This is a genomic window from Pseudoxanthomonas sp. PXM01 (assembly GCF_014851815.1).
Taxonomy (GTDB): Bacteria; Pseudomonadota; Gammaproteobacteria; order Xanthomonadales; family Xanthomonadaceae; genus Pseudoxanthomonas_A.
The window spans coordinates 203,259-221,614 of sequence record NZ_JACVAJ010000001.1; the positions used below are offsets into that span (position 1 = coordinate 203,259).

The window sequence follows — 18,356 nt, forward strand, 5'->3', positions numbered from 1 at the left end:
AAGTCACGATAGCCGCGCCGGGTGCCCACGCCAATTCACAAACGCGACGGGGATGTGAAACATCGACGAGGGTCACACTTGTGACGTCGCGAGCGTCGGCAAAACCACGGATTCCGCAACGCTGTCGCCGGCGCACGCCGTGCGGCAGACGATGCCGTCGCGCGTGACTGCGCGAAACGTGTTTACGTCCGCGTCGCGTGCAGCTGCTGCCGGGCTTCGGCCACCTGGCGGCGATGCAGACGGAAGAGGTGACGGTCCATCGCTTCGGCCAGGCCGGCATTCAGGCCCTCGAACTGCAACCACAGGTGGTGCACGCCATGCGTGCCTTCGACGTGGTCCAGCACCTTCACCGGCAGTTCGATCTGGTCGCTCAGCCAGGTGGCGGGTTGCAGGGTGACGACGCCGACGGTCTCCGCCGCGTGCAGCGCCGGCGCTACCGCGTCCAGCCGCACGCCGCGGTGCGACCAGCGCAGCGCCGTGACGGGCAGGGTTTCCTCGTGCCGGCGGGCCAGACGGCCCAACAGCGACAGCACCAGGTCGAGCTTGGCTTCGATGCGCTGCTGGCTGGGCGTGGCTTCCTTGCGTTCCTCGGGATCGTCGCCGCGGACATCCTCGGCGACGGCGAGGCCCTTCAGCAGGGCCTCGGATGGCGCCTGCATCACGGGACGCGCGCCGGCATCGAAACGCGCCGGCAGCACGACATCGCAGGTGAGCGCGCCGTCGAACAGCGTGTGCTCGGCAGGATGCTCCACCAGGATGATCGACGTGCCCATGGCTCAGCCCTCGACGACGGACAGGTAGGCGCGCGCGGCGCGATCCGCGCGCTGGGTGGCGTGCATGCGGACGCGCGCCTGTTCGCGCGCATCCTGCATGGACTTCTGCAGCTCGAGTTGTGCGCGCAGCAGCACGGCTAGCGCGTCGTAGCCGGCGGTCCTGCCGCCATCGGCATGCAGGAATGCCCGTACATCATGGTCGTGCCGGTTGAGCAGGCGCTCCACGTCCTCCAGTTCGCCGGCATGCAGCGCGTGCCGCATCCCGTCCAGCTGGGCGAACAGGTCGTCGAGGGCCGGGGCAGCGCTCATCCTGCGGCGGCCATCGCGGGAATCCGGCGCTGCTCGTTGGGGATCGCGTTCCAGGCCGATTCGATCTCGCCCAGCAGTTCCAGCGACTCGCGCAGGGCGGCGGCGTCGTTGTGCAGGTTGGCCTCGATCAGTCGCGTCTGCACGTAGTCGTACAGCGCCGACAGGCTGCCGGCGATCTCGCCGCCGGCTTCGTGGTCGAGCGAGCCGTTGAGATGGCCGATGATGGCACTGACTTCGCCGATCGCCTTGCCCTTGCGCGCGAGGTCGCCGCGGATCACGCAGGCTTCCGCCAGGCGCAGGCGCTCGCAGGCGCCGGACAGCAGCAGGGCGACCAGGCGGTGCGGATCCGCTTCCATCACGGCGCTGCTGAGGCCGGTGTTGCGGTATTGCGCGGCATAGGACTGAAGTGACATTCCATTTTCTCCTGGGGACCGGGGTGCACGCTGCGCCACGGACCCACGGTGTTATCCGGACTGGTTGGCGAGTGCGGCCAGTTGCTGGGACAGGTAACTGCTGGTGGTGCTCATCTGGCCGACCAGCGCATCCATGGCGACGAACTGCGCCTTGTAACGGTTGCCGACGGCTTCCATGCGGGCATCGAGCGCCGTGCGCTGGGTGGCGACATCCTTGATCTGCGCGTTCAGGCCATTGGTGCGCAGGGTGAAGGCACCCTCGCTGCCGATGTAGCTGCCGACGGCCTTCTGCAGGGTGCCGGCGAACGCGGTCTCGCCGGTGAACGCGGTGCGGATCTTTTCCGGGTCTGCGGCCAGGGCGGCGGTGAACTTGCTGCTGTCGAACACCAGCGTGCCGTCCGAGGACGGATAGCCCTTGGTCTGCAGGCCCAGCGTCTTCGCATCGAGGCCCTTCGAGGCGAGGTCGCCCAGCAGGTTGCCCATCAGGTTGCGCAGCTGCCCGGAGGCGCTGCGCATCTGCGCATCGCCGGTCAGCGCCGACGGCTCGTTGGTGTCCGCGTTGTACTTGGTGGACGCATTGATGGCGGTGATGGCGGTGTTGTACGCCGTCACGAAGTCCTGGATCAGTTTGCTGGCGGCCGCGGTATCCGTGGATACGGTGACCGTGGTGGTGCCCTTGGTTTTCAGGTCCAGGGTCAGGCCGGGGACGGCCTCGGTGATCTTGTTGCCGTTGGCGGTGACGGTCAGGCCGTCGATCTTCACTTCGGCATCCGTCGCCGGCACGCGTTCCTGCAGGCTGCCGACGAGCGACTGCAGGTCGCTGCCGCCGGAGGTGAAGGCGAGGGTGAAGCCGTTGGCGGCGCCGGTCTTGTCCGACGACACCGACAGGTACTGGCCGTCGTTGGAGGTCAGTACGCTGGCCTGCACGCCCTTGCTGCGCACGGCATCGTTGATGGCGCCGCGCACGTCCTGCAGGCTGGCGCCCTCGGCGATATCGATCGCCAGCGATTCGCCACCGACGGTCAGCGTCAACTGTCCGGCGCCGAAGGTCTGGCTGGCGGCGACCGGTGTGTTGGTGATCCATTTGTTGGCGGTGGCCAGTTCGACCACCTCCACGTTGTAGGTGCCGTTGGGCGTGCCACTGGAGACGCTGGCGCCGGCGACCGTGTCGGTGGCCGACTTGACCGTGCGCACGTCGAAGGCGGTGGCGGATTTCAGCGCCTTGAGCGCGGTATCCAGCGTGCTGAAAGCGGAGCTGACGGTGCCGATGGCGGACAGCTTGAACTTGGCCTGGCTCTCGATGCGGTTCAGGCGATTGTCGGCGGGCTTGCGATCGGCCGCGACCAGCTGTTCGACCATGCCGGTGATGTTCATCCCGGAGCCGACGCCGCCGTAACCCAATGAATAATCTGCCATTGCCCTGTCTCCTGTCTGGCCCTTTCCGCAAAAAGGGAGGCCGGGCGGGCCGCCATCCGATGACGAATGGGACCCGCCCGTGCACTACCAATAACGGCCCGACTGAGCCGTTCTTTAGCCGCATCTCTCCGTCTCCCACCGCCGCCGTGGGTCCGGCGTGCTGGTGAGAAATGCGGTCGTGCAGGGCGATGCAGGGTTTGTGCCAGAAAGCGGGTCGACGCATGGGGCATCGGCACAAAAAAAGACCCCCTCCACGGTGGAAGGGGGCTGGGGTACTGCCAAACGGAGGGAGACGAATCCGTCCGTGACGACAGGGAACTATCGAGATCGGTACGGCTGGCTGCGCATCAGCGCAGCAGCGACATCACGTTCTGCGGCACCTGGTTGGCCTGGGCCAGCATGGCCGTGCCGGCCTGTTGCAGGATCTGGGTGCGGGTCAGTTCGGCGGTTTCCTTGGCGAAGTCGGTATCGCGGATGCGGCTGCGCGAGGCGGCCAGGTTCTCGGAGCTGGTCTGCAGGTTGGCGACGACCGAGGTGAAGCGGTTCTGCACCGCGCCCAGGTCGGCACGGGCCGAGTTGACCGACTTCAGCGCTTCGTCGACCACGTCCAGGGCCTGCTGCGCGCCCTTGACCGAGCTGATGTCCAGGCTGGAGATGACGGTGGCGCTGGCGGTCGCGGCGGCGGTCGTGGTCGCGGCCGTCAGGCCGGAGTTGGCCGGCGTGCCGCCGATGACCAGATCCTTGCCCGACTTCACCGACGACAGCGTGACCTGGTCGTTGTTGGTGCCACCGACCGTCGCGTAGACGCCGGTTTCACCCATCTTGGCGTTGATCGCGGTGGACAGGGCCTTGGCGATGTCGGTGCCGGTGGCACCGGCCTTGTACGACACGGTGTCGATCGCGACGGTGTTGATCGTCATGCCGGTGACGCTGCCGTCGGCGGCGGCGGTGGCGATGGCGGTGCCCTGCACGTCGGCGGCGAACTTGACGTTACCCAGCGAGGCGGCCTTGGCGTCGACGACCTTGTCGATAGCGATGGCCTGGCCGGCGTTGGCGCCGACCTGGAACAGCTGGCTGGAGAACGAACCGTCCAGCAGCTTGGTGCCGTTGAACTCGGACTGCTTGGCGACGCGGTCGATTTCAGCGGACAGCTGCTTGACTTCGGCGTTCAGCGCGGCGCGGTCGGACGAGGAGTTCGTCGCGTTGGCCGACTGCACCGACAGTTCACGGATGCGCTGCAGGTTGTTGCCGATTTCGGTCAGCGAACCTTCGGCGACCTGGGCCAGCGAGATGCCGTCGTTGGCATTGCGCACGGCGACGTCGAGGCCGCGGATCTGGGTGCTGAAGCGTTCGGAGATGGCCAGACCGGCGGCGTCGTCCTTCGCGCTGTTGATGCGCAGGCCGGACGAGAGGCGCTGGATGGTGGTGGCGAGCGAGGCGCCGCTGGTGCTCAGGTTGCGCTGAGCATTGAGCGACATCGTGTTGGTGTTGATGACCTGTGCCATGACGGGGTCCTGGAAAATGGGAGGGTGAAGACGGGGACGTGCGGTTGATGCGGGGAGGAATGCCCGGCGCCCGCCACCAAGCCGGTGGAGGGCGGAAGAAGGAGCAAGCCCTTCTTCCCGGCGTCAATCGGAGGGAGACGAATCCATCCGGGGCGCCTGCGCCAGGCAACGATTCCTGTGAAGCGGTTTAGCGGAGCAGAGACATCACGTTCTGCGGCACCTGGTTGGCCTGGGCCAGCATGGCCGTACCGGCCTGCTGCAGGATCTGGGTGCGGGTCAGTTCCGCGGTTTCCTTGGCGAAATCGGTGTCGCGGATGCGGCTGCGCGAGGCGGCCAGGTTTTCCGAGCTGGTCTGCAGGTTGGCGACCACCGAGGTGAAGCGGTTCTGGATGGCACCCAGATCGGCGCGCGCACCGTTGACCGAGTTCAGCGCCTTGTCGACGATCTGCAGCGCACGCTGCGCACCGGCGAAGGTGGAGATGTCCAGGTCGTCCGCGAACTTGGCGTCGCCGGCAGCGATGGCCGTGTTGGTCAGCGTGCCACCCGCCAGCGTGCTGGTGATCTGGTTGCCGACGGCACCTTCCTTCCAGGACGAGAACGTGACGGCGCCCGTCGTGGTGTTGACCTCCGCGGTCAGCCCCGTGTCGGCGGTCTTGGCGTTGACGGCGGCCGCGATGGCGCTGCCCTGCGCGACCTGGCTGGCGACGCCCGCCGCTGCGGCCGTAGCATGGGTGGCACCGGAAGCGGCGACATCGATCGCATCGAAGCTGACGGTGTTGCCACCGTTGGTCACCGTGAAGGCGGCGATCGTGACGGCATTGTGGCTGTACGGACCGGAGCCGGTCGTACCCGCCGCCGTGGCGGTGAAGCTGGCGGTGGCGAACAGCGAGCCACCCAGCGCATCGGCCTTGGCGTTGACGACCTTGTCGATGGCGATGGCCTGGCCGGCGTTGGCGCCGACCTGGAACAGCTGGCTGGAGAACGAACCATCCAGCAGCTTGGTGCCGTTGAAGTCGGACTGCTTGGCGACGCGGTCGATTTCGGCGGTCAGCTGCTTGACTTCGGCATTCAGCGCGGCGCGGTCGGACGAGGAGTTCGTCGCGTTGGCCGACTGCACCGACAGCTCACGGATGCGCTGCAGGTTGTTGCCGATTTCTGTCAGCGAACCTTCGGCGACCTGGGCCAGCGAGATGCCGTCGTTGGCGTTGCGGACGGCGACGTCCAGGCCACGGATCTGCGTGCTGAAGCGTTCGGAGATGGCCAGACCGGCGGCGTCGTCCTTGGCGCTGTTGATGCGCAGGCCCGACGACAGGCGCTGGATGGTGGTGGCCAGGGAGGCGCCGCTGGTGCTCAGGTTGCGCTGAGCATTGAGCGACATCGTATTGGTGTTGATCACTTGTGCCACGGGAGGTTCCTCAAGGCGTTGGGACGGGAAGGGCCGCTGGACCCGGGCGGATGGAGAGAGTCATCCGCCCGGGGATATCTCCGCTTAGCGGAGCAGCGACATCACGTTCTGCGGCACCTGGTTGGCCTGGGCCAGCATGGCCGTGCCGGCCTGCTGCAGGATCTGGGTGCGGGTCAGTTCGGCGGTTTCCTTGGCGAAGTCGGTATCGCGGATGCGGCTACGCGACGCGGCCAGGTTCTCGGAGCTGGTCTGCAGGTTGGCGACGACCGAGGTGAAGCGGTTCTGCACGGCACCCAGGTCGGCGCGGGCCGAGTTGACCGAGGTCAGCGCCTTGTCGACGATTTCCAGCGCCTGCTGCGCACCCTTGACCGAGCTGATGTCCAGGTTGCTGGCGAACTGCCGGGCGGGCGCCGAGGCGGCGACGGTCGCGGTGTAGGTCTGGCCGATGTCTGCGGCGTTGGTACCGGTCCAGGTGCCGACGGTGGCGGTGATCGCCTTGAACGAACCGTCCGCGTTGCTGCTGTCCTTGACCGAGGTCAGGGTCAGGCCGGTGGTGCCGTTGACTTCGGCATACACGCCGGTTTCGCCCATCTTGGCGTTGATCGCCGTCGCGACGGCGGTACGCGCCGCCGCGGCCGTTGCCGCACCGTCCGCACCCTGCGTGACCTGCACGGTGTCGATGGCGACGCCGTTGATCTGCAGGCCGGAGATGCTGACGTTGGCGTTCGTGGTCAGGTTGCCCAGCGTCAGTGCATTGCTGTCGAAGCGGGCACCGCCCAGGGCATTGGCCTTGGCGTCGACGACCTTGTCGATGGCGATGGCCTGGCCGGCATTGGCGCCGACCTGGAACAACTGGCTGGAGAACGAACCGTCCAGCAGCTTGGTGCCGTTGAACTCGGACTGCTTGGCGACGCGGTCGATTTCGGCCGTCAGCTGCTTCACTTCCGCGTTCAGTGCCGCGCGGTCGGACGAGGAGTTCGTCGCGTTGGCCGACTGCACCGACAGCTCACGGATGCGCTGCAGGTTATTGCCGATCTCGGTCAGCGAACCTTCGGCGACCTGGGCCAGCGAGATGCCGTCGTTGGCGTTGCGGACGGCGACGTCCAGACCGCGGATCTGCGTGCTGAAGCGTTCGGAGATGGCCAGACCGGCGGCGTCGTCCTTGGCGCTGTTGATGCGGAGACCCGACGACAGACGCTGGATGGTCGTGGCCAGCGAGGCGCCGCTGGTGCTCAGGTTACGCTGAGCATTCAACGACATCGTGTTGGTGTTGATTACCTGTGCCATGAGAGTTTTCCTTAGGCGTGTGTCGCACGGGGGGTGGAGTGGTCAACGCTTCCCGGCCGTGCAACCCGGGACGTCAAAGGCTTAGTTCCTCAGCAGGGACATCACGTTCTGGGGCACCTGGTTGGCCTGGGCCAGCATGGCCGTGCCGGCCTGCTGCAGGATCTGGGTGCGGGTCAGTTCCGCGGTTTCCTTGGCGAAGTCGGTGTCGCGGATGCGGCTGCGCGAGGCGGCCAGGTTTTCCGAGCTGGTCTGCAGGTTTGCGACCACCGAGGTGAAGCGGTTCTGGATGGCACCCAGGTCGGCGCGCGCACCGTTGACCGAGGTCAGGGCCTTGTCCACCACTTCCAGGGCGCGCTGCGCGCCGGCGAAGGTGGTGATGTCCAGGGCCTGGACGAACGTGCTGGCCGCCGCGAGGTCGCCACCGTTGGTGCTCGTCTCGGTCAGGCCGAGGTTGGCGGCCGTCGAGATGGTGGCGCCGGTCACGGCGGGGCCGGCGAAGGCGAGGTCGAACGCCTGGCCGCCCTTGATGCCGGTCAGGTTGATGACACCGGCCTTGACCTCGGCGTAGACGCCGGTCTCGCCCAGCTTGGCGTTCAGCGCGGCGGCCGCGCCCTGGGTGATCGACTGGCCGGCCTTCACTTCGAAGGCGCCGATGTCGACGGTCTTGGTGACGCCGCCGGTGGTCGTGGTGACCTGCAGCTGCGAGAAGGTGGTATCGGCCGTGGCCGCATCCGCGCCCAGCGCGGTTCCGGTGTAGAGGTTGGCGAAGGTCACGCCGCCCAGCGTCTGGGCGCGCGCGTCGACGACCTTGTCGATGGCGATGGCCTGGCCGGCGTTGGCGCCGACCTGGAACAGCTGGCTGGTGAACGAGCCGTCCAGCAGCTTGGTGCCGTTGAAGTCGGCCTGCTTGGCGACACGGTCGATTTCGGCGGTCAGCTGCTTCACTTCGGCGTTCAGCGCGGCGCGGTCGGACGCCGAGTTGCTGGCGTTGGAGGACTGCACGGCCAACTCGCGGATGCGCTGCAGGTTGTTGCCGATCTCGGTCAGCGAACCCTCGGCGACCTGGGCCAGCGAGATGCCGTCGTTGGCATTGCGCACGGCGACGTCGAGGCCGCGGATCTGGGTGCTGAAGCGTTCGGAAATGGCCAGACCGGCGGCGTCGTCCTTCGCACTGTTGATGCGCAGGCCCGACGACAGGCGCTGGATGGTGGTGGCCAGAGAGGCGCCGCTGGTGCTCAGGTTGCGCTGAGCGTTGAGCGACATCGTGTTCGTGTTGATTACCTGTGCCATGTTCGTCTCCTCTTATTTGGATTCACGGCGTTGAAGGGAAAAAGACGCTGCCGGTTTGTTTTGTTGGGCTAGTCGTCTTCGTGTTGCGAAATGAATAACGGCGCTGCCAAAAAAACCTTTAGGGGGTACGCGAAAAAATGTGTTAGGTCGCGGAAACCCGCGTGGAATCGACGTTTTTGCCGATTGCGAAAAGCGTGACGCAGGCCCTAAAGAAGGCCTGGTGGCTGCCGTTAAGGGCGCCCTTGCGGGTGCGGGAATGCACCGGCGCGCAGGGACGGCGCATGCGATGGCATGCGTACCCGCGGGGATGAGGAAGGCGTGCGCGGAGCGCGCACACGGGAGATCACGGCGTGGGCGTGCGCCACGCGTCGGCAGGATCGGCGAGAAGCGAAAGTGCCGGCATCCGGTATTCGCAACCGACGAGCGAGCGCCCTTGCAGTCCGGGATGCTCGCCGGGGTAGACGACAAGCGCATGCGCATCGTCCAGCGCCGCGGACAGCGGTGCGTCCCTGCTTTCTTCCAGCGCACGTTCCAGTTGCGCGCTCGCCTGTTCGATCGGGCTGTCCACCAGCAGCAGGACGCGGTTGTCGGTGATGACCACGGCATCGCTGCGATGGCCCCACGCTTCCACCGGCGCGTCGAGCCGGTAGAGATCCATCATCGGCGCGCTGTACTGGCGCTCGGTCTGGATGAACTCCAATGGTCGCTCCCGTCGCAGGCGTTGCAGCAGCGCGGGCAGGTCGGCGGCCGCCGTGCGGCAGGTGAGCGCATCCCGCAGCGTGTCCGTCGGGCCGGTCGCCGGTGCGGGTGGAGGCCCGGCGACCGATTGAGCGGACACCGGGAACGTCGCGCCGGCCAGCCAGAAGGCGGTCAGCACGAGGGGCAGGGCCTTACTCGATCTGCGCATTCGCGTGGGCGGCGTCCAGCGCTTCCATGGCGTCGCGCGGCTTCAGCTTGCCGGCCTTCTCGAAGGAAGACGCGGCCGCGTCTTCCTTCTTGTCGCCATGCAGGAGCAGCAGCACGTTGGCGTACTCGACGTGCGCGATGGGCGAATCGGGCGTCAGCTTGAGCGCGGTCTTGATGTGCGATTCGGCCTCGGCGGCCTTGGCGCCATAGGTCAGGCCGCCGATCATCGCACCGATCTTGTCGATGATCTCGGCGTGGTACAGCGCCAGCGCGGTGTGCGCCTCGGCGTGCTTGGGTTCGCGTTCCAGCGTCGCGTCGAGGGCCGCCCGCACCTTGCCGGCGATGCCCTGCTTGAGTGCCTTGGCGATGCTCAGGCCCTGGCTGTAGCGGCCCAGCGCGAACGCGTGGCGGTAATGGCTGTTGGCTTCATCGGGCAGGGCCTTGATCGCGGCTTCCGCCACCTTGGCCGCCTGCTCGAAGCGCTTCAGCTGCTCGGCTTCGTCATCCACCAGGTAGGTCGCATGGATGCCGATGGCCTTCACCGCGACGGAGGCGCCGAGCGGGCCGAGCGCTTCACCGGCCTCGTAGGCGGCCTGGAAGTCGCCGCGGTGGAACGCACGCCAGGCGTCCTGCAGGCGTTGCGCGAGGTCGGCGGGTTCGATGCCCTTGGCGGCCTTGCCGGCGGCAGCGATCAGCGCCTTGGCGCGTTTCTCGTCGGGGTAGGGCTCCTGATCGCCGGCATGCAGGGCGGGCCAGGCCTTCTTCAACGCCTCGCCGGCATAGCCATAGGCCTTCGCGTCGTGCGGAAACGGGGCCCACTTCGAAGATTTCGCTGCCATCGATCGTCCCTCCCAAAGTGCGGCGAGCATCGCCGCGAACGCGGTCCGCAGGCAACCCCTACGCAATCCGTCGCGCCAGCGGCCAATAGTGTGATTGCTCGACGCAGGCCGGACAGCATCCCGTCATGGAAGCCGGCCATCGGGGTCGGCATGTGGACAGCCCCCATGGCCGCCAAGAAGACCACCCGCAAGACCCCCGAACCCACCCTCCGCCACGTCTGGCTCGCCGGCCTCGGCCTGATCGCCGTCGCCCGTCGCGAGGCCGTGGCTGCCGCGACGGACGCCTCCGATCGCCTGCAGGCGGCACGCAAGCAGGCCGAGACGTTCGCTGGCCAGGCACAGCGCGACGTCCTGGGCCGGCTCGCCGAGGTGCGTGAACAGGGTGAAGCCAGCGTCGAGCGTTTCAGCGCCGATGTCGAAGCCCGTCTCGAGCCCGTGTTGACCAAGCTCGGCCTGAAGAAGCCGGCCCGCAAGGCGGCGCCCCGTGCGCGCAAGAAGCCGGCGGCCAGGAAGACGCGCTCCACGCCGGTTCGCAAGCCGGCGGCGAAGCGGACCGTCCGCCGCAGCCGCGCCTGACGCGTAAGGCGTCGCTCCGCCAAGCAGAACGCCCCGGCATGCCGGGGCGTTCCTGTTAAGGCGTTCCCGATCAGAGATGGCGGGTGACGGCGGGTTCGGAGAACCAGTCGTTGTCGCGCCCGTTGGAGTAGCGGATCGGAATCTCGGCCAGCGCGGCGGGTTCCACGTCGTCCAGGCAGGCCAGATTCACCGAGTAATAGCGGCCGCCCAGCACCTCCAGCTCGCCGCGGCCGAACGATTTCACGCCGCAATGCCGGCAGAACAGGTGTTCCACCATCCCGGTGCCGAACGGATAACGGGTCAGCGCGTCCTCGCCCTGCCGCAGGCGGAAGGCGTCCGGCTTGACGATGGCGCCCCAGTACCGGGTCTTGGTGCAGATCGAGCAGTTGCAGCGCCCGCTGCCGTGGGTGAGATCGAGGTCCACGTCGTAGCGGACGGCGCCGCAATGGCAGCTTCCACGGTAGGTCTGGACGGTCATCTGGCCTTGCTCCCTGCTGGATGGTGGACGCCAGTGTCGCGGATATCGAGGACAGAATCAGTCCTCAATAGGGGCGCATACTGCCCCTATGCTCAGCACCTCCAACCGTCTTCTCCGCCTGCTGTCGTTGATGCAGTCCCGTCGCCACTGGACCGGCGCGGAGCTGAGCCAGCGGCTGGAGGTCGACCGCCGCACGCTCCGCCGCGACGTCGAGCGCCTGCGCGAACTCGGCTATCCGATCGACGCCTCGCCGGGACTGGGCGGGGGCTACCGGCTTGGCTCCGGTTCGGCGATGCCGCCCGTACTGCTGGAGGACGACGAAGCGGTCGCGGTGGCCGTGGCCCTTCGCACGGCGGCGGCCAGCGTGGGACGGATGGAAGACACCGCGCTGCGCCTGCTGTCCAAGCTCGACCAGTGGCTGCCCGCGCGGCTGCGCAAGCGCGCCAGCGCGCTGTATTCGGTCACGCTGTCGCTGGCAGGCGGCGTACCGACGTCCGACGTGGACCTGTTGCTGCGGATCGCTGGCGCGTGCCGTGACGGCTTCCGCCTGCGCATGCACTACCGGGACCGCAGCCAGCGCGCCACCGAACGCCTGATCGAACCGTTGCGGCTGGTGCACACCGGCAGTCGCTGGTACCTGGTGGCCTGGGACCTGAAGCGTGAAGACTGGCGGACGTTCCGTGTGGATCGCGTGCAGTCGCTGCACGATACCGGTATGCAGTTCCCCCCACGCGAGTTTCCGGGTGATGTCGCGGACTACGTGGCCAAGTCGATCACCCAGCCGTTCACCCGCTACCAGATCCGCCTGCGGCTGCCACGCTCCATCGAAGAGCAGGCCACGCGCGTGCCGCCTTGGTGCGGCATCCTCGAAGCTGGCGATGCGCAGCACTGCATGCTCGAACTGGGCGCCGAGTCGATCGACTCGCTGCTGGCGCTCATGGCCCTGATCGGGCCGGACTTCGACATCGTCGACGATCGCGGGCTGTTGCCCGAGCTGCGCGCGGCGTCGGCGCGTTTGAGCGACGCGTTGGCGGTAGCCTGATCGGAAACCGTCCGGGGTGATGTAGAGCGGAGCTTGCTCCGCTGCTTTGGCTTCTGTTGCGTGCCGGACGGCACGCGGCGTCGAGCAAGCTCGACGCTACGAAGAATTCCCGTGGACACAGCGCCACGCGGTACGGCCCCTCATTCCGTATAGGCCTGGGTCAGCGTATTCAGGTGGACGCGCTCGGCGTCGCGCAGGAAAGGCGCCACCAGCATCATCACCTGCACGATGCCCTGACGGATGGCGGCCTGCTCGTCCTTCTCGCCACGCGTGGCGGCGTAGTTCAGCCAAAAGGTGGAGATCACCAGTACGTTGGTGGCGGTGGCGGCGAGTTCCGCCGCCGACGCGCGCATCACGCCGGCATGACCCATGCCGCGCATCACCGCGTGCGCACTGTCGTCGGCGCGTTTGAGGATGCGGGCGAAGCGCAGCCGCAGGCGGCGGTTGCGGCTGAGGATCTCGACCAGGTCGCGGTAGAGGAAGCGGTAGTCCCAGATGCATTCGAACACCAGGTGCAGCTGCAGCCAGATGTCCTCCAGCCCCGGCAGCCGGTCGGTCGGCGGCGTCAGGGCGGCATCCATGCGCTCTTCGTACCGTGCGAAGAGCTGCTCGATGATGTCGTCCTTGTTGCGGAAGTGGTAGTACAGGTTGCCGGGGCTGATCTCCAGCTCGTCGGCGATGTGGTTGGTGGTGACGTGCGGCTCGCCCTGCGTGTTGAACATCGCCAGGGCGGCGTCGAGGATGCGCTGGCGGGTGTCGCGTGCCACTACGCGATGAGCTTCTTCACCAGGTCCACGTACTTCTTCTGCGCGTCTTCCTGCGCCGTGCCCTTCAGCTTCGCCCATGCTTCGTACTTGGCGGTGCCGACGAAGTCGAAGAAACCGGGCTTGTCGCCCTTCACGTCGCCCTCCGATCCCTGCTTGTACAGCCCGTACAGCCGCAGCAGCGTGTCGTTGTCCGGGCGCTCGGTCAGCGTCTGGATGTCCTTGGATGCCTGCTCGAACGAAGTCTTCAGATCTGCCATGGATGATCCCTCCCAGTGATCGCAGCCATCTGACCACGGGCGGTGGGGGCGGTCAATCCGTGACGGGATTGTCGAACGTGGGCGGCTCTGGCAAGTTAACCCGCAGGGCGGTCGGAGGGGCTGGCCCACACACCGAGGATTGGGTCGTCATGAGCTATTTCGTCACGGGCGCCACGGGATTCATTGGCCGCTACCTGGTCGGCAACCTCCTCAAGCGCAGCGGGACCGTGCACGTGCTGGTCCGCAAGGACTCGCAGAAGAAGTTCGACGCCATCGCCAAGAAGGCCGGCTGGGACATGAAGCGCGTGTCCGTGGTGCATGGCGACATGACCAAACCCAAGTGCGGACTGACGCCCGCGCAGCTGCGCACGCTGACGGGCAAGGTGAAGCATTTCTTCCATCTGGCTGCCATCTACGACCTGACCGCCACCCGCGAGGCGCAGCAGGCCGCCAACATCGACGGGACCCAGCACGCGCTCGACCTGGCCGCCGCGCTGAAGGCGGGCTGCTTCCACCACACCAGTTCCATCGCCGCCGCCGGCCTGTATCCGGGCATCTTCCGCGAGGACATGTTCGACGAAGCAGAAGGCCTGGACGATCCCTACCTGCGCACCAAGCATGAGTCCGAGGGACTGGTCCGCAAGGAAACCCGCATCAAGTGGCGCATCTACCGCCCGGGCATGGTGGTTGGCCATTCGAAGACCGGCGAGATCGACAAGATCGACGGGCCGTACTACTTCTTCACCCTGATCAAGAAGCTGCGCGAACTGCTGCCGCAGTGGGTACCGGTGCTCGGCATCGAGGGCGGCCGCATCAACATCGTGCCGGTGGACTTCGTCGCCGATGCGATGGACCACATCGCGCACAAGCCCAAGCTGGACGGCCACACCTTCCACCTGACCGATCCCGAGCCGATGCGCGTGGGCGAGGTGCTGAACACTTTCTGCCGCGCCGGCCACGCGCCGGAAATGACGATGCGTATCGACGCGCGCATGTTCGCCTTCGTGCCCGGCAGCATCCGCATGGCGGTGGGCAACCTGCCGCCGGTGCGGCGTTTCATCGGCATGCTGCTGCGCGACTTCCAGATCCCGAAGGAAGTACTGAAGTTCATCACGTACCCGACGCGCTTCGACAGCCGCGAGACCGAGCGTGCGCTGAAAGGCAGCGGCATCGCGGTGCCGCGCCTGGACGACTATGCGTGGCGCCTGTGGGACTACTGGGAGCGCCACCTCGATCCGGACCTGTTCATCGATCGCTCGCTGAAGGGCAAGGTACGCAACAAGGTCGTGGTGATCACCGGCGGGTCGTCCGGCATCGGCCTGTCCACCGCGCAGCGCGTGGCCGAAGCGGGCGCGACCACGATCATCGTGGCGCGTGGCGAGGAAGAACTGTTCAAGGCCCGCGACGACATGAAGAAAGCGGGTGGCAAGGTCTTCGCCTACACCGCCGACCTGGCCGACATGGCGGACTGCGACCGGTTGGTGAAGACGGTGCTGGACGAGCACGGTCACGTCGACATCCTGATCAACAACGCCGGCCGCTCGATCCGTCGATCCATCGAAGCGAGCTACGACCGCTTCCACGATTTCGAGCGCACGATGCAGCTGAACTACTTCGGCAGCATTCGGTTGATCATGGGCTTCCTGCCGAAGATGACCGAGCGCCGCAAGGGCCACATCATCAATATCAGTTCGATCGGTGTGCTGGCCAACTCGCCACGCTTCTCGGCGTACGTGGCATCGAAAGCGGCACTGGATGCGTTCAGCCGTTGCGCACAGGGCGAACTGTCGGGCAAGGGCATCAGCTTCACCACCATCAACATGCCGCTGGTGAAGACCCCGATGATCGCGCCGACCAAGATGTACGACAGCGTGCCCACGTTGTCTCCCGAGGAAGCCGCCGACCTGCTGGTCAAGGCCATCATCGAGAAGCCGAGCCGCATCGCGACGCGCCTGGGTATCTTCGCGGCGCTGGTCAATGCGGTGGCACCGAAGGCCTACGAGGTGGTGATGAACACCGCGTTCGAACTGTTCCCGGATTCGGCCGCCGCCAAGGGCGACCGCAAGGCGCTCAAGGAAGCGGCGCCCAGCCAGGAGCAGATCGCGTTCGCCTCGCTGATGCGGGGCGTGCACTGGTAGGGGCCTGGGGTGAATGCTCCGCGGCCAGGCGCGGTTCTACGCATTGCGGGCAGCCTGGCCATCCTGCTTGTCCTGATCGCATCGGTGCCGTGGCTGCGGGAGTTGAGCGTCTCCGCAAAGGTCGATCGGGACATGCAGGCCGAACGGCGGTTCAATGAAGCGGCGTGGCCCATCGAGGCGGCGCTCGTAGCAACCCTGATACCACGGACGGACTTCCAGTGTTCGCAGGGCGAACTGAAAGTACTGATCGTATCCAGTGGATGTGCGTCCCGGACCGCCCTCCTGATTCAAGGGACGCACGAGGGAAGCGTCTACTACGATGGCCTCGGTGACGCGGGGTACTTCATCGATGGAACATTCCGCCGCAGACACCAGGCCTCCTTGGATGCGGCGACCGTCGAACACCTGAAAGCTGCCGCCAGCCGGCTGGTTGGCCTGGCAAGCGAATCGGAATTCAATTGCGGAATGCCTTGCTTCGAAGGCGGCACAATGGTCTGTGTCGATGGCAAGCGACGTGCTGCCTACTCGGCGGGCTTCGAAAGAAAAGTCGAAGTCGGGAGCGAGGTCTTCTATCAGTTGCTGTCGGCCGAACCGGGTCGTGATCCTGCTGCGCCGATGGGCATTTGCATCTGAGACGCCGGGTACGCGGTACTCAGCTACCTTCTGCCCATCGCAACGGCACCGCCTGCAGGTTGCGCATATGCAGCGCCAGCGGTTCGATGCGCGACCACATGACCTCGCGCAGTTCCGCGTCTTGGACGGTCTCAGTCATCGCGCCATGGAAGCAGGCCAGCCAGCCGCTGGCTTCCTCCATGCCGATCCGGAACGGCAGGTGACGGGCGCGGAGCATCGGCGAACCGTGCTTCTGCGTGAACAGCGGCGGTCCGCCCAGCCAGCCGCTAAGGAATTCGAACAGCTTCTGCTCGCTACCGTCGAGCGATGCGGGGTGCTGTGCGCGCACGGCAGCCGCTTCGGGCAGCGCGTCCATCAGCGCGTACATGCGCTGCGTCATCCGGCGCAGGCCGGCTTCGCCGCCGATGCGGTCGTAGAGAGTCGGAGCGTCTGTCATCAAGGGTACTTGCGGAAGGATCGCTGGATCATCCGACGGTACGCGCCACGCGCACAGCGACCGAACGTCGCGTCGCGCGTGCGCTCACATCGTCTTGCACTGGCGCCAGCGCACCGGCTCGCTGCTGCCCGGCGGCGGGTTGAGCTGCACGCGGCTGGCGCGCAGGGCCGGGTAACGCTCCAGTTCCAGGCAGATCCACGGCCAGACTTCCTTCTCGCTGGCCACGCGGTCGATGCTCAGAGTCAGTCTCGTCTGCCAGACGCCACGGGTGATGCCCGGGGTCTTCGACAGCGCCTTCAGCACGCTGGCCATCTGGGCTTCCAGCTCCGCTTCGGTCGGCTCCTGAAAGCTTTCCGGGGCCACCGGAGCCGGTGCGGCGGGCACCTCGGGGGCCACCACGGCCGCAGGTGCCGGTGGCGCGGCTGCTTTATCGCTTGCCGGATGCGTGCCGGACCAGGCAACCATGGCCAGCGCTCCGAGGGTGACGGCACCCAGCCACGAGATGCTGGTATGACGCTTGGCGCGGCTGGAGGCGTAGTGGGTGATCTGGTCGAGCAGTGCGGGCTCGACCAGGTGGCGGACTTCGGGCCACAGGCGGGGGCCGTCGAGCAGCTCGATGCTGGTGCCCTGTGCGGCGTCGCGGCCTTCCTTTTCGACCTTGCCCTCGGTGGCCAGGATGCCGCCCTGGGCGGCGCCGAGCCGGATGCTGGCCGCGAGTTCCTGCACCGGGGCAGCGGCAATGCGATAGGCCGAGCCATGCTTGCAGGACAGCAGCCAGCGTTCCTCACCGCGGGCGAGCAGGAAGGTCGATTGCGGTTCGCGCGATTCCTGTTGCTCGGGGACCGCTTCCACCAGGCCCCGTTCGGCCATCGCCGCGAGGACGAGTTTGGAGAACTCGCGCCAGCGCAGCCCGGACAGCGCGTGCAGACCGTAGGACATTTCGTCGTGGGGGCGGCGGACCAGCCAGAAGTAGAGGGTGGCGGTGACGCCGCTCACGAGAGTGACGGCCAAGCCGATAAGCCAGATGGACATGTTGCGCGGGCAGCGTTGTTGTTATTTGACCCGCGATTCTACCGGGCCGGCCCTGCGCATGTCTGTGAGGGGCCTGCACCACGCCTGCAGCGGGGCGTGGAAGCGCCCGCCAGTCCGAAGCCGTAAGGGGAGGGGAGCAAACGAACTTCGATGGACTGGCGGGCGGAATGATTGTTACGTCATTCGATGTTGCCGCGCAACAAAAAAATGTTCAGGAATGCGCACGAAACATCATGTGCCGCCTTATGGTGCAGCCTTCTTGCGCGATGCACGCTTGGCGGGCGTTTTCTTCGCGGCCGGTGCCGATTTTTTGACGCTGGCGGTCTTGCGCGGACGCGCGGCACGGGCCGGCTTCGTCGCCGGCACGCCGCCCAGCTTGCGCAACTCGGCATTCAGCGCATCGACGCGGTCGATCAGCGTGGACAGATCTTCGCGGCTGGGGACTTCCAGTCGGCGCAGCGCGCGGTGCACGCGTTCCTCGAACACCTTCTCCAGGCGATCCCATGTATCGGAGGCGCGTTCGCGTGCCTGGCCAACCGTGGTCTCGACGGCATCGCGCATCGCCTGCGCCTTGCCGCCGGCCGCCTTGCGGGTGACGTGCTCCAGCGAGAGGCCTTCCTTCACCAGCGTTTCGAACAGCTTGGTGCCCTCGGCCTGGGCGCGCCCGAAAGCGCCGACACCGGCCAGCCAGACCTGCTGGGCGGACTCGCCGAGGCGCTTGGACATCTGCTCGGCCTGCGCCTGCAGGTCTTCGTTCTTGGAAGCGGAAGCGGTCTTCTTGCGTGCGGATTTCTTCAGCGTGGCCATGGCGTTCCGTCGTGGGTGGGTATCGGGAGTGCGTGCAGGTTCGACGC

20 protein-coding genes are annotated in these 18,356 nt (G+C 66.7%); 4 read left to right on the forward strand and 16 right to left on the reverse strand.

The features are described 5' to 3' along the window. Positions 1-182 precede the first annotated feature (182 nt). The 10 genes from IB230_RS00885 to IB230_RS00930 form a co-directional block, all read right to left on the reverse strand. Complete coding sequence (locus IB230_RS00885) at positions 183-773, reverse strand: PilZ domain-containing protein (protein WP_192267830.1); 591 nt, start codon at positions 771-773, stop codon at positions 183-185. 3 nt (positions 774-776) lie between these two features. Then, complete coding sequence (locus tag IB230_RS00890) at positions 777-1,082, reverse strand: hypothetical protein (RefSeq protein ID WP_162338489.1); 306 nt, start codon at positions 1,080-1,082, stop codon at positions 777-779. Further along, the gene (gene fliS, locus IB230_RS00895) at positions 1,079-1,495 is read right to left on the reverse strand and encodes a flagellar export chaperone FliS (protein ID WP_192267833.1); all 417 of its coding nucleotides are present in this window, start codon (positions 1,493-1,495) and stop codon (positions 1,079-1,081) included. Before fliS ends, IB230_RS00890 begins: the two co-directional genes overlap by 4 nt. Positions 1,496-1,546: 51 nt before the next feature. After that, entirely contained in the window at positions 1,547-2,911 is a 1,365-nt protein-coding gene (fliD, locus tag IB230_RS00900) for a flagellar filament capping protein FliD (protein ID WP_192267835.1), read from the reverse strand. Between the two features lie 347 nt (positions 2,912-3,258). Continuing rightward, entirely contained in the window at positions 3,259-4,416 is a 1,158-nt protein-coding gene (locus tag IB230_RS00905; protein ID WP_192267837.1) for a flagellin, read from the reverse strand. Between the two features lie 187 nt (positions 4,417-4,603). Beyond that, positions 4,604-5,821 (reverse strand): flagellin, encoded by a 1,218-nt coding sequence (locus IB230_RS00910; protein ID WP_192267839.1) that lies wholly within the window; start codon positions 5,819-5,821, stop codon positions 4,604-4,606. Between the two features lie 84 nt (positions 5,822-5,905). Further along, entirely contained in the window at positions 5,906-7,108 is a 1,203-nt protein-coding gene (locus tag IB230_RS00915; RefSeq protein ID WP_192267841.1) for a flagellin, read from the reverse strand. Between the two features lie 81 nt (positions 7,109-7,189). Beyond that, the gene (locus tag IB230_RS00920) at positions 7,190-8,398 is read right to left on the reverse strand and encodes a flagellin (RefSeq protein WP_192267843.1); all 1,209 of its coding nucleotides are present in this window, start codon (positions 8,396-8,398) and stop codon (positions 7,190-7,192) included. 343 nt (positions 8,399-8,741) lie between these two features. Continuing rightward, positions 8,742-9,305, reverse strand: a complete 564-nt coding sequence (locus IB230_RS00925) for a hypothetical protein (RefSeq protein ID WP_192267845.1) — start codon at positions 9,303-9,305, stop codon at positions 8,742-8,744. Continuing rightward, positions 9,289-10,143, reverse strand: a complete 855-nt coding sequence (locus IB230_RS00930; protein WP_192267847.1) for a hypothetical protein — start codon at positions 10,141-10,143, stop codon at positions 9,289-9,291. Before IB230_RS00930 ends, IB230_RS00925 begins: the two co-directional genes overlap by 17 nt. Positions 10,144-10,308: 165 nt before the next feature. Between IB230_RS00930 and IB230_RS00935 the strand changes: the two genes are divergently transcribed. After that, entirely contained in the window at positions 10,309-10,719 is a 411-nt protein-coding gene (locus IB230_RS00935; RefSeq protein WP_192267849.1) for a hypothetical protein, read from the forward strand. 70 nt (positions 10,720-10,789) lie between these two features. On the opposite strand, the gene IB230_RS00940 is transcribed toward IB230_RS00935, so the two are convergent. Continuing rightward, positions 10,790-11,197, reverse strand: coding sequence for a GFA family protein (locus IB230_RS00940; protein WP_192267851.1), 408 nt, complete (start codon positions 11,195-11,197; stop codon positions 10,790-10,792). Between the two features lie 88 nt (positions 11,198-11,285). Between IB230_RS00940 and IB230_RS00945 the strand changes: the two genes are divergently transcribed. Then, entirely contained in the window at positions 11,286-12,239 is a 954-nt protein-coding gene (locus tag IB230_RS00945) for a YafY family protein (RefSeq protein ID WP_192267853.1), read from the forward strand. A 140-nt stretch (positions 12,240-12,379) separates the two neighbouring features. Here the strand turns inward: IB230_RS00945 and IB230_RS00950 are convergent, their stop codons facing one another. Together IB230_RS00950 and IB230_RS00955 are read right to left on the reverse strand one after the other, a co-directional pair. Then, positions 12,380-13,006, reverse strand: coding sequence for a TetR/AcrR family transcriptional regulator (locus IB230_RS00950; protein ID WP_192267855.1), 627 nt, complete (start codon positions 13,004-13,006; stop codon positions 12,380-12,382). Next, on the reverse strand, positions 13,006-13,263 hold the full coding sequence (locus tag IB230_RS00955; protein WP_192267857.1) for an acyl-CoA-binding protein: 258 nt from the start codon (positions 13,261-13,263) through the stop codon (positions 13,006-13,008). Before IB230_RS00955 ends, IB230_RS00950 begins: the two co-directional genes overlap by 1 nt. A gap of 149 nt (positions 13,264-13,412) precedes the next feature. Here IB230_RS00955 and IB230_RS00960 point away from each other — a divergent pair, with 149 nt between their 5' ends. Beyond that, positions 13,413-15,401 (forward strand): SDR family oxidoreductase, encoded by a 1,989-nt coding sequence (locus IB230_RS00960; protein WP_192267859.1) that lies wholly within the window; start codon positions 13,413-13,415, stop codon positions 15,399-15,401. 9 nt (positions 15,402-15,410) lie between these two features. Then, positions 15,411-16,034, forward strand: coding sequence for a hypothetical protein (locus IB230_RS00965; protein WP_192267861.1), 624 nt, complete (start codon positions 15,411-15,413; stop codon positions 16,032-16,034). Positions 16,035-16,053: 19 nt separating this feature from the next. On the opposite strand, the gene IB230_RS00970 is transcribed toward IB230_RS00965, so the two are convergent. From IB230_RS00970 to IB230_RS00980, 3 genes are all read right to left on the reverse strand, one after another. Next, a complete protein-coding gene (locus IB230_RS00970) occupies positions 16,054-16,470 on the reverse strand; it encodes a group II truncated hemoglobin (RefSeq protein ID WP_192267863.1) in 417 nt (138 codons plus the stop codon). Between the two features lie 84 nt (positions 16,471-16,554). Beyond that, positions 16,555-17,502: a restriction endonuclease gene (locus IB230_RS00975; protein WP_192267864.1), complete on the reverse strand. Its 948-nt coding sequence runs from the start codon at positions 17,500-17,502 to the stop codon at positions 16,555-16,557. A 243-nt stretch (positions 17,503-17,745) separates the two neighbouring features. Further along, positions 17,746-18,309: a phasin family protein gene (locus IB230_RS00980; RefSeq protein ID WP_192267866.1), complete on the reverse strand. Its 564-nt coding sequence runs from the start codon at positions 18,307-18,309 to the stop codon at positions 17,746-17,748. Between the last annotated feature and the right edge of the window lie 47 nt (positions 18,310-18,356).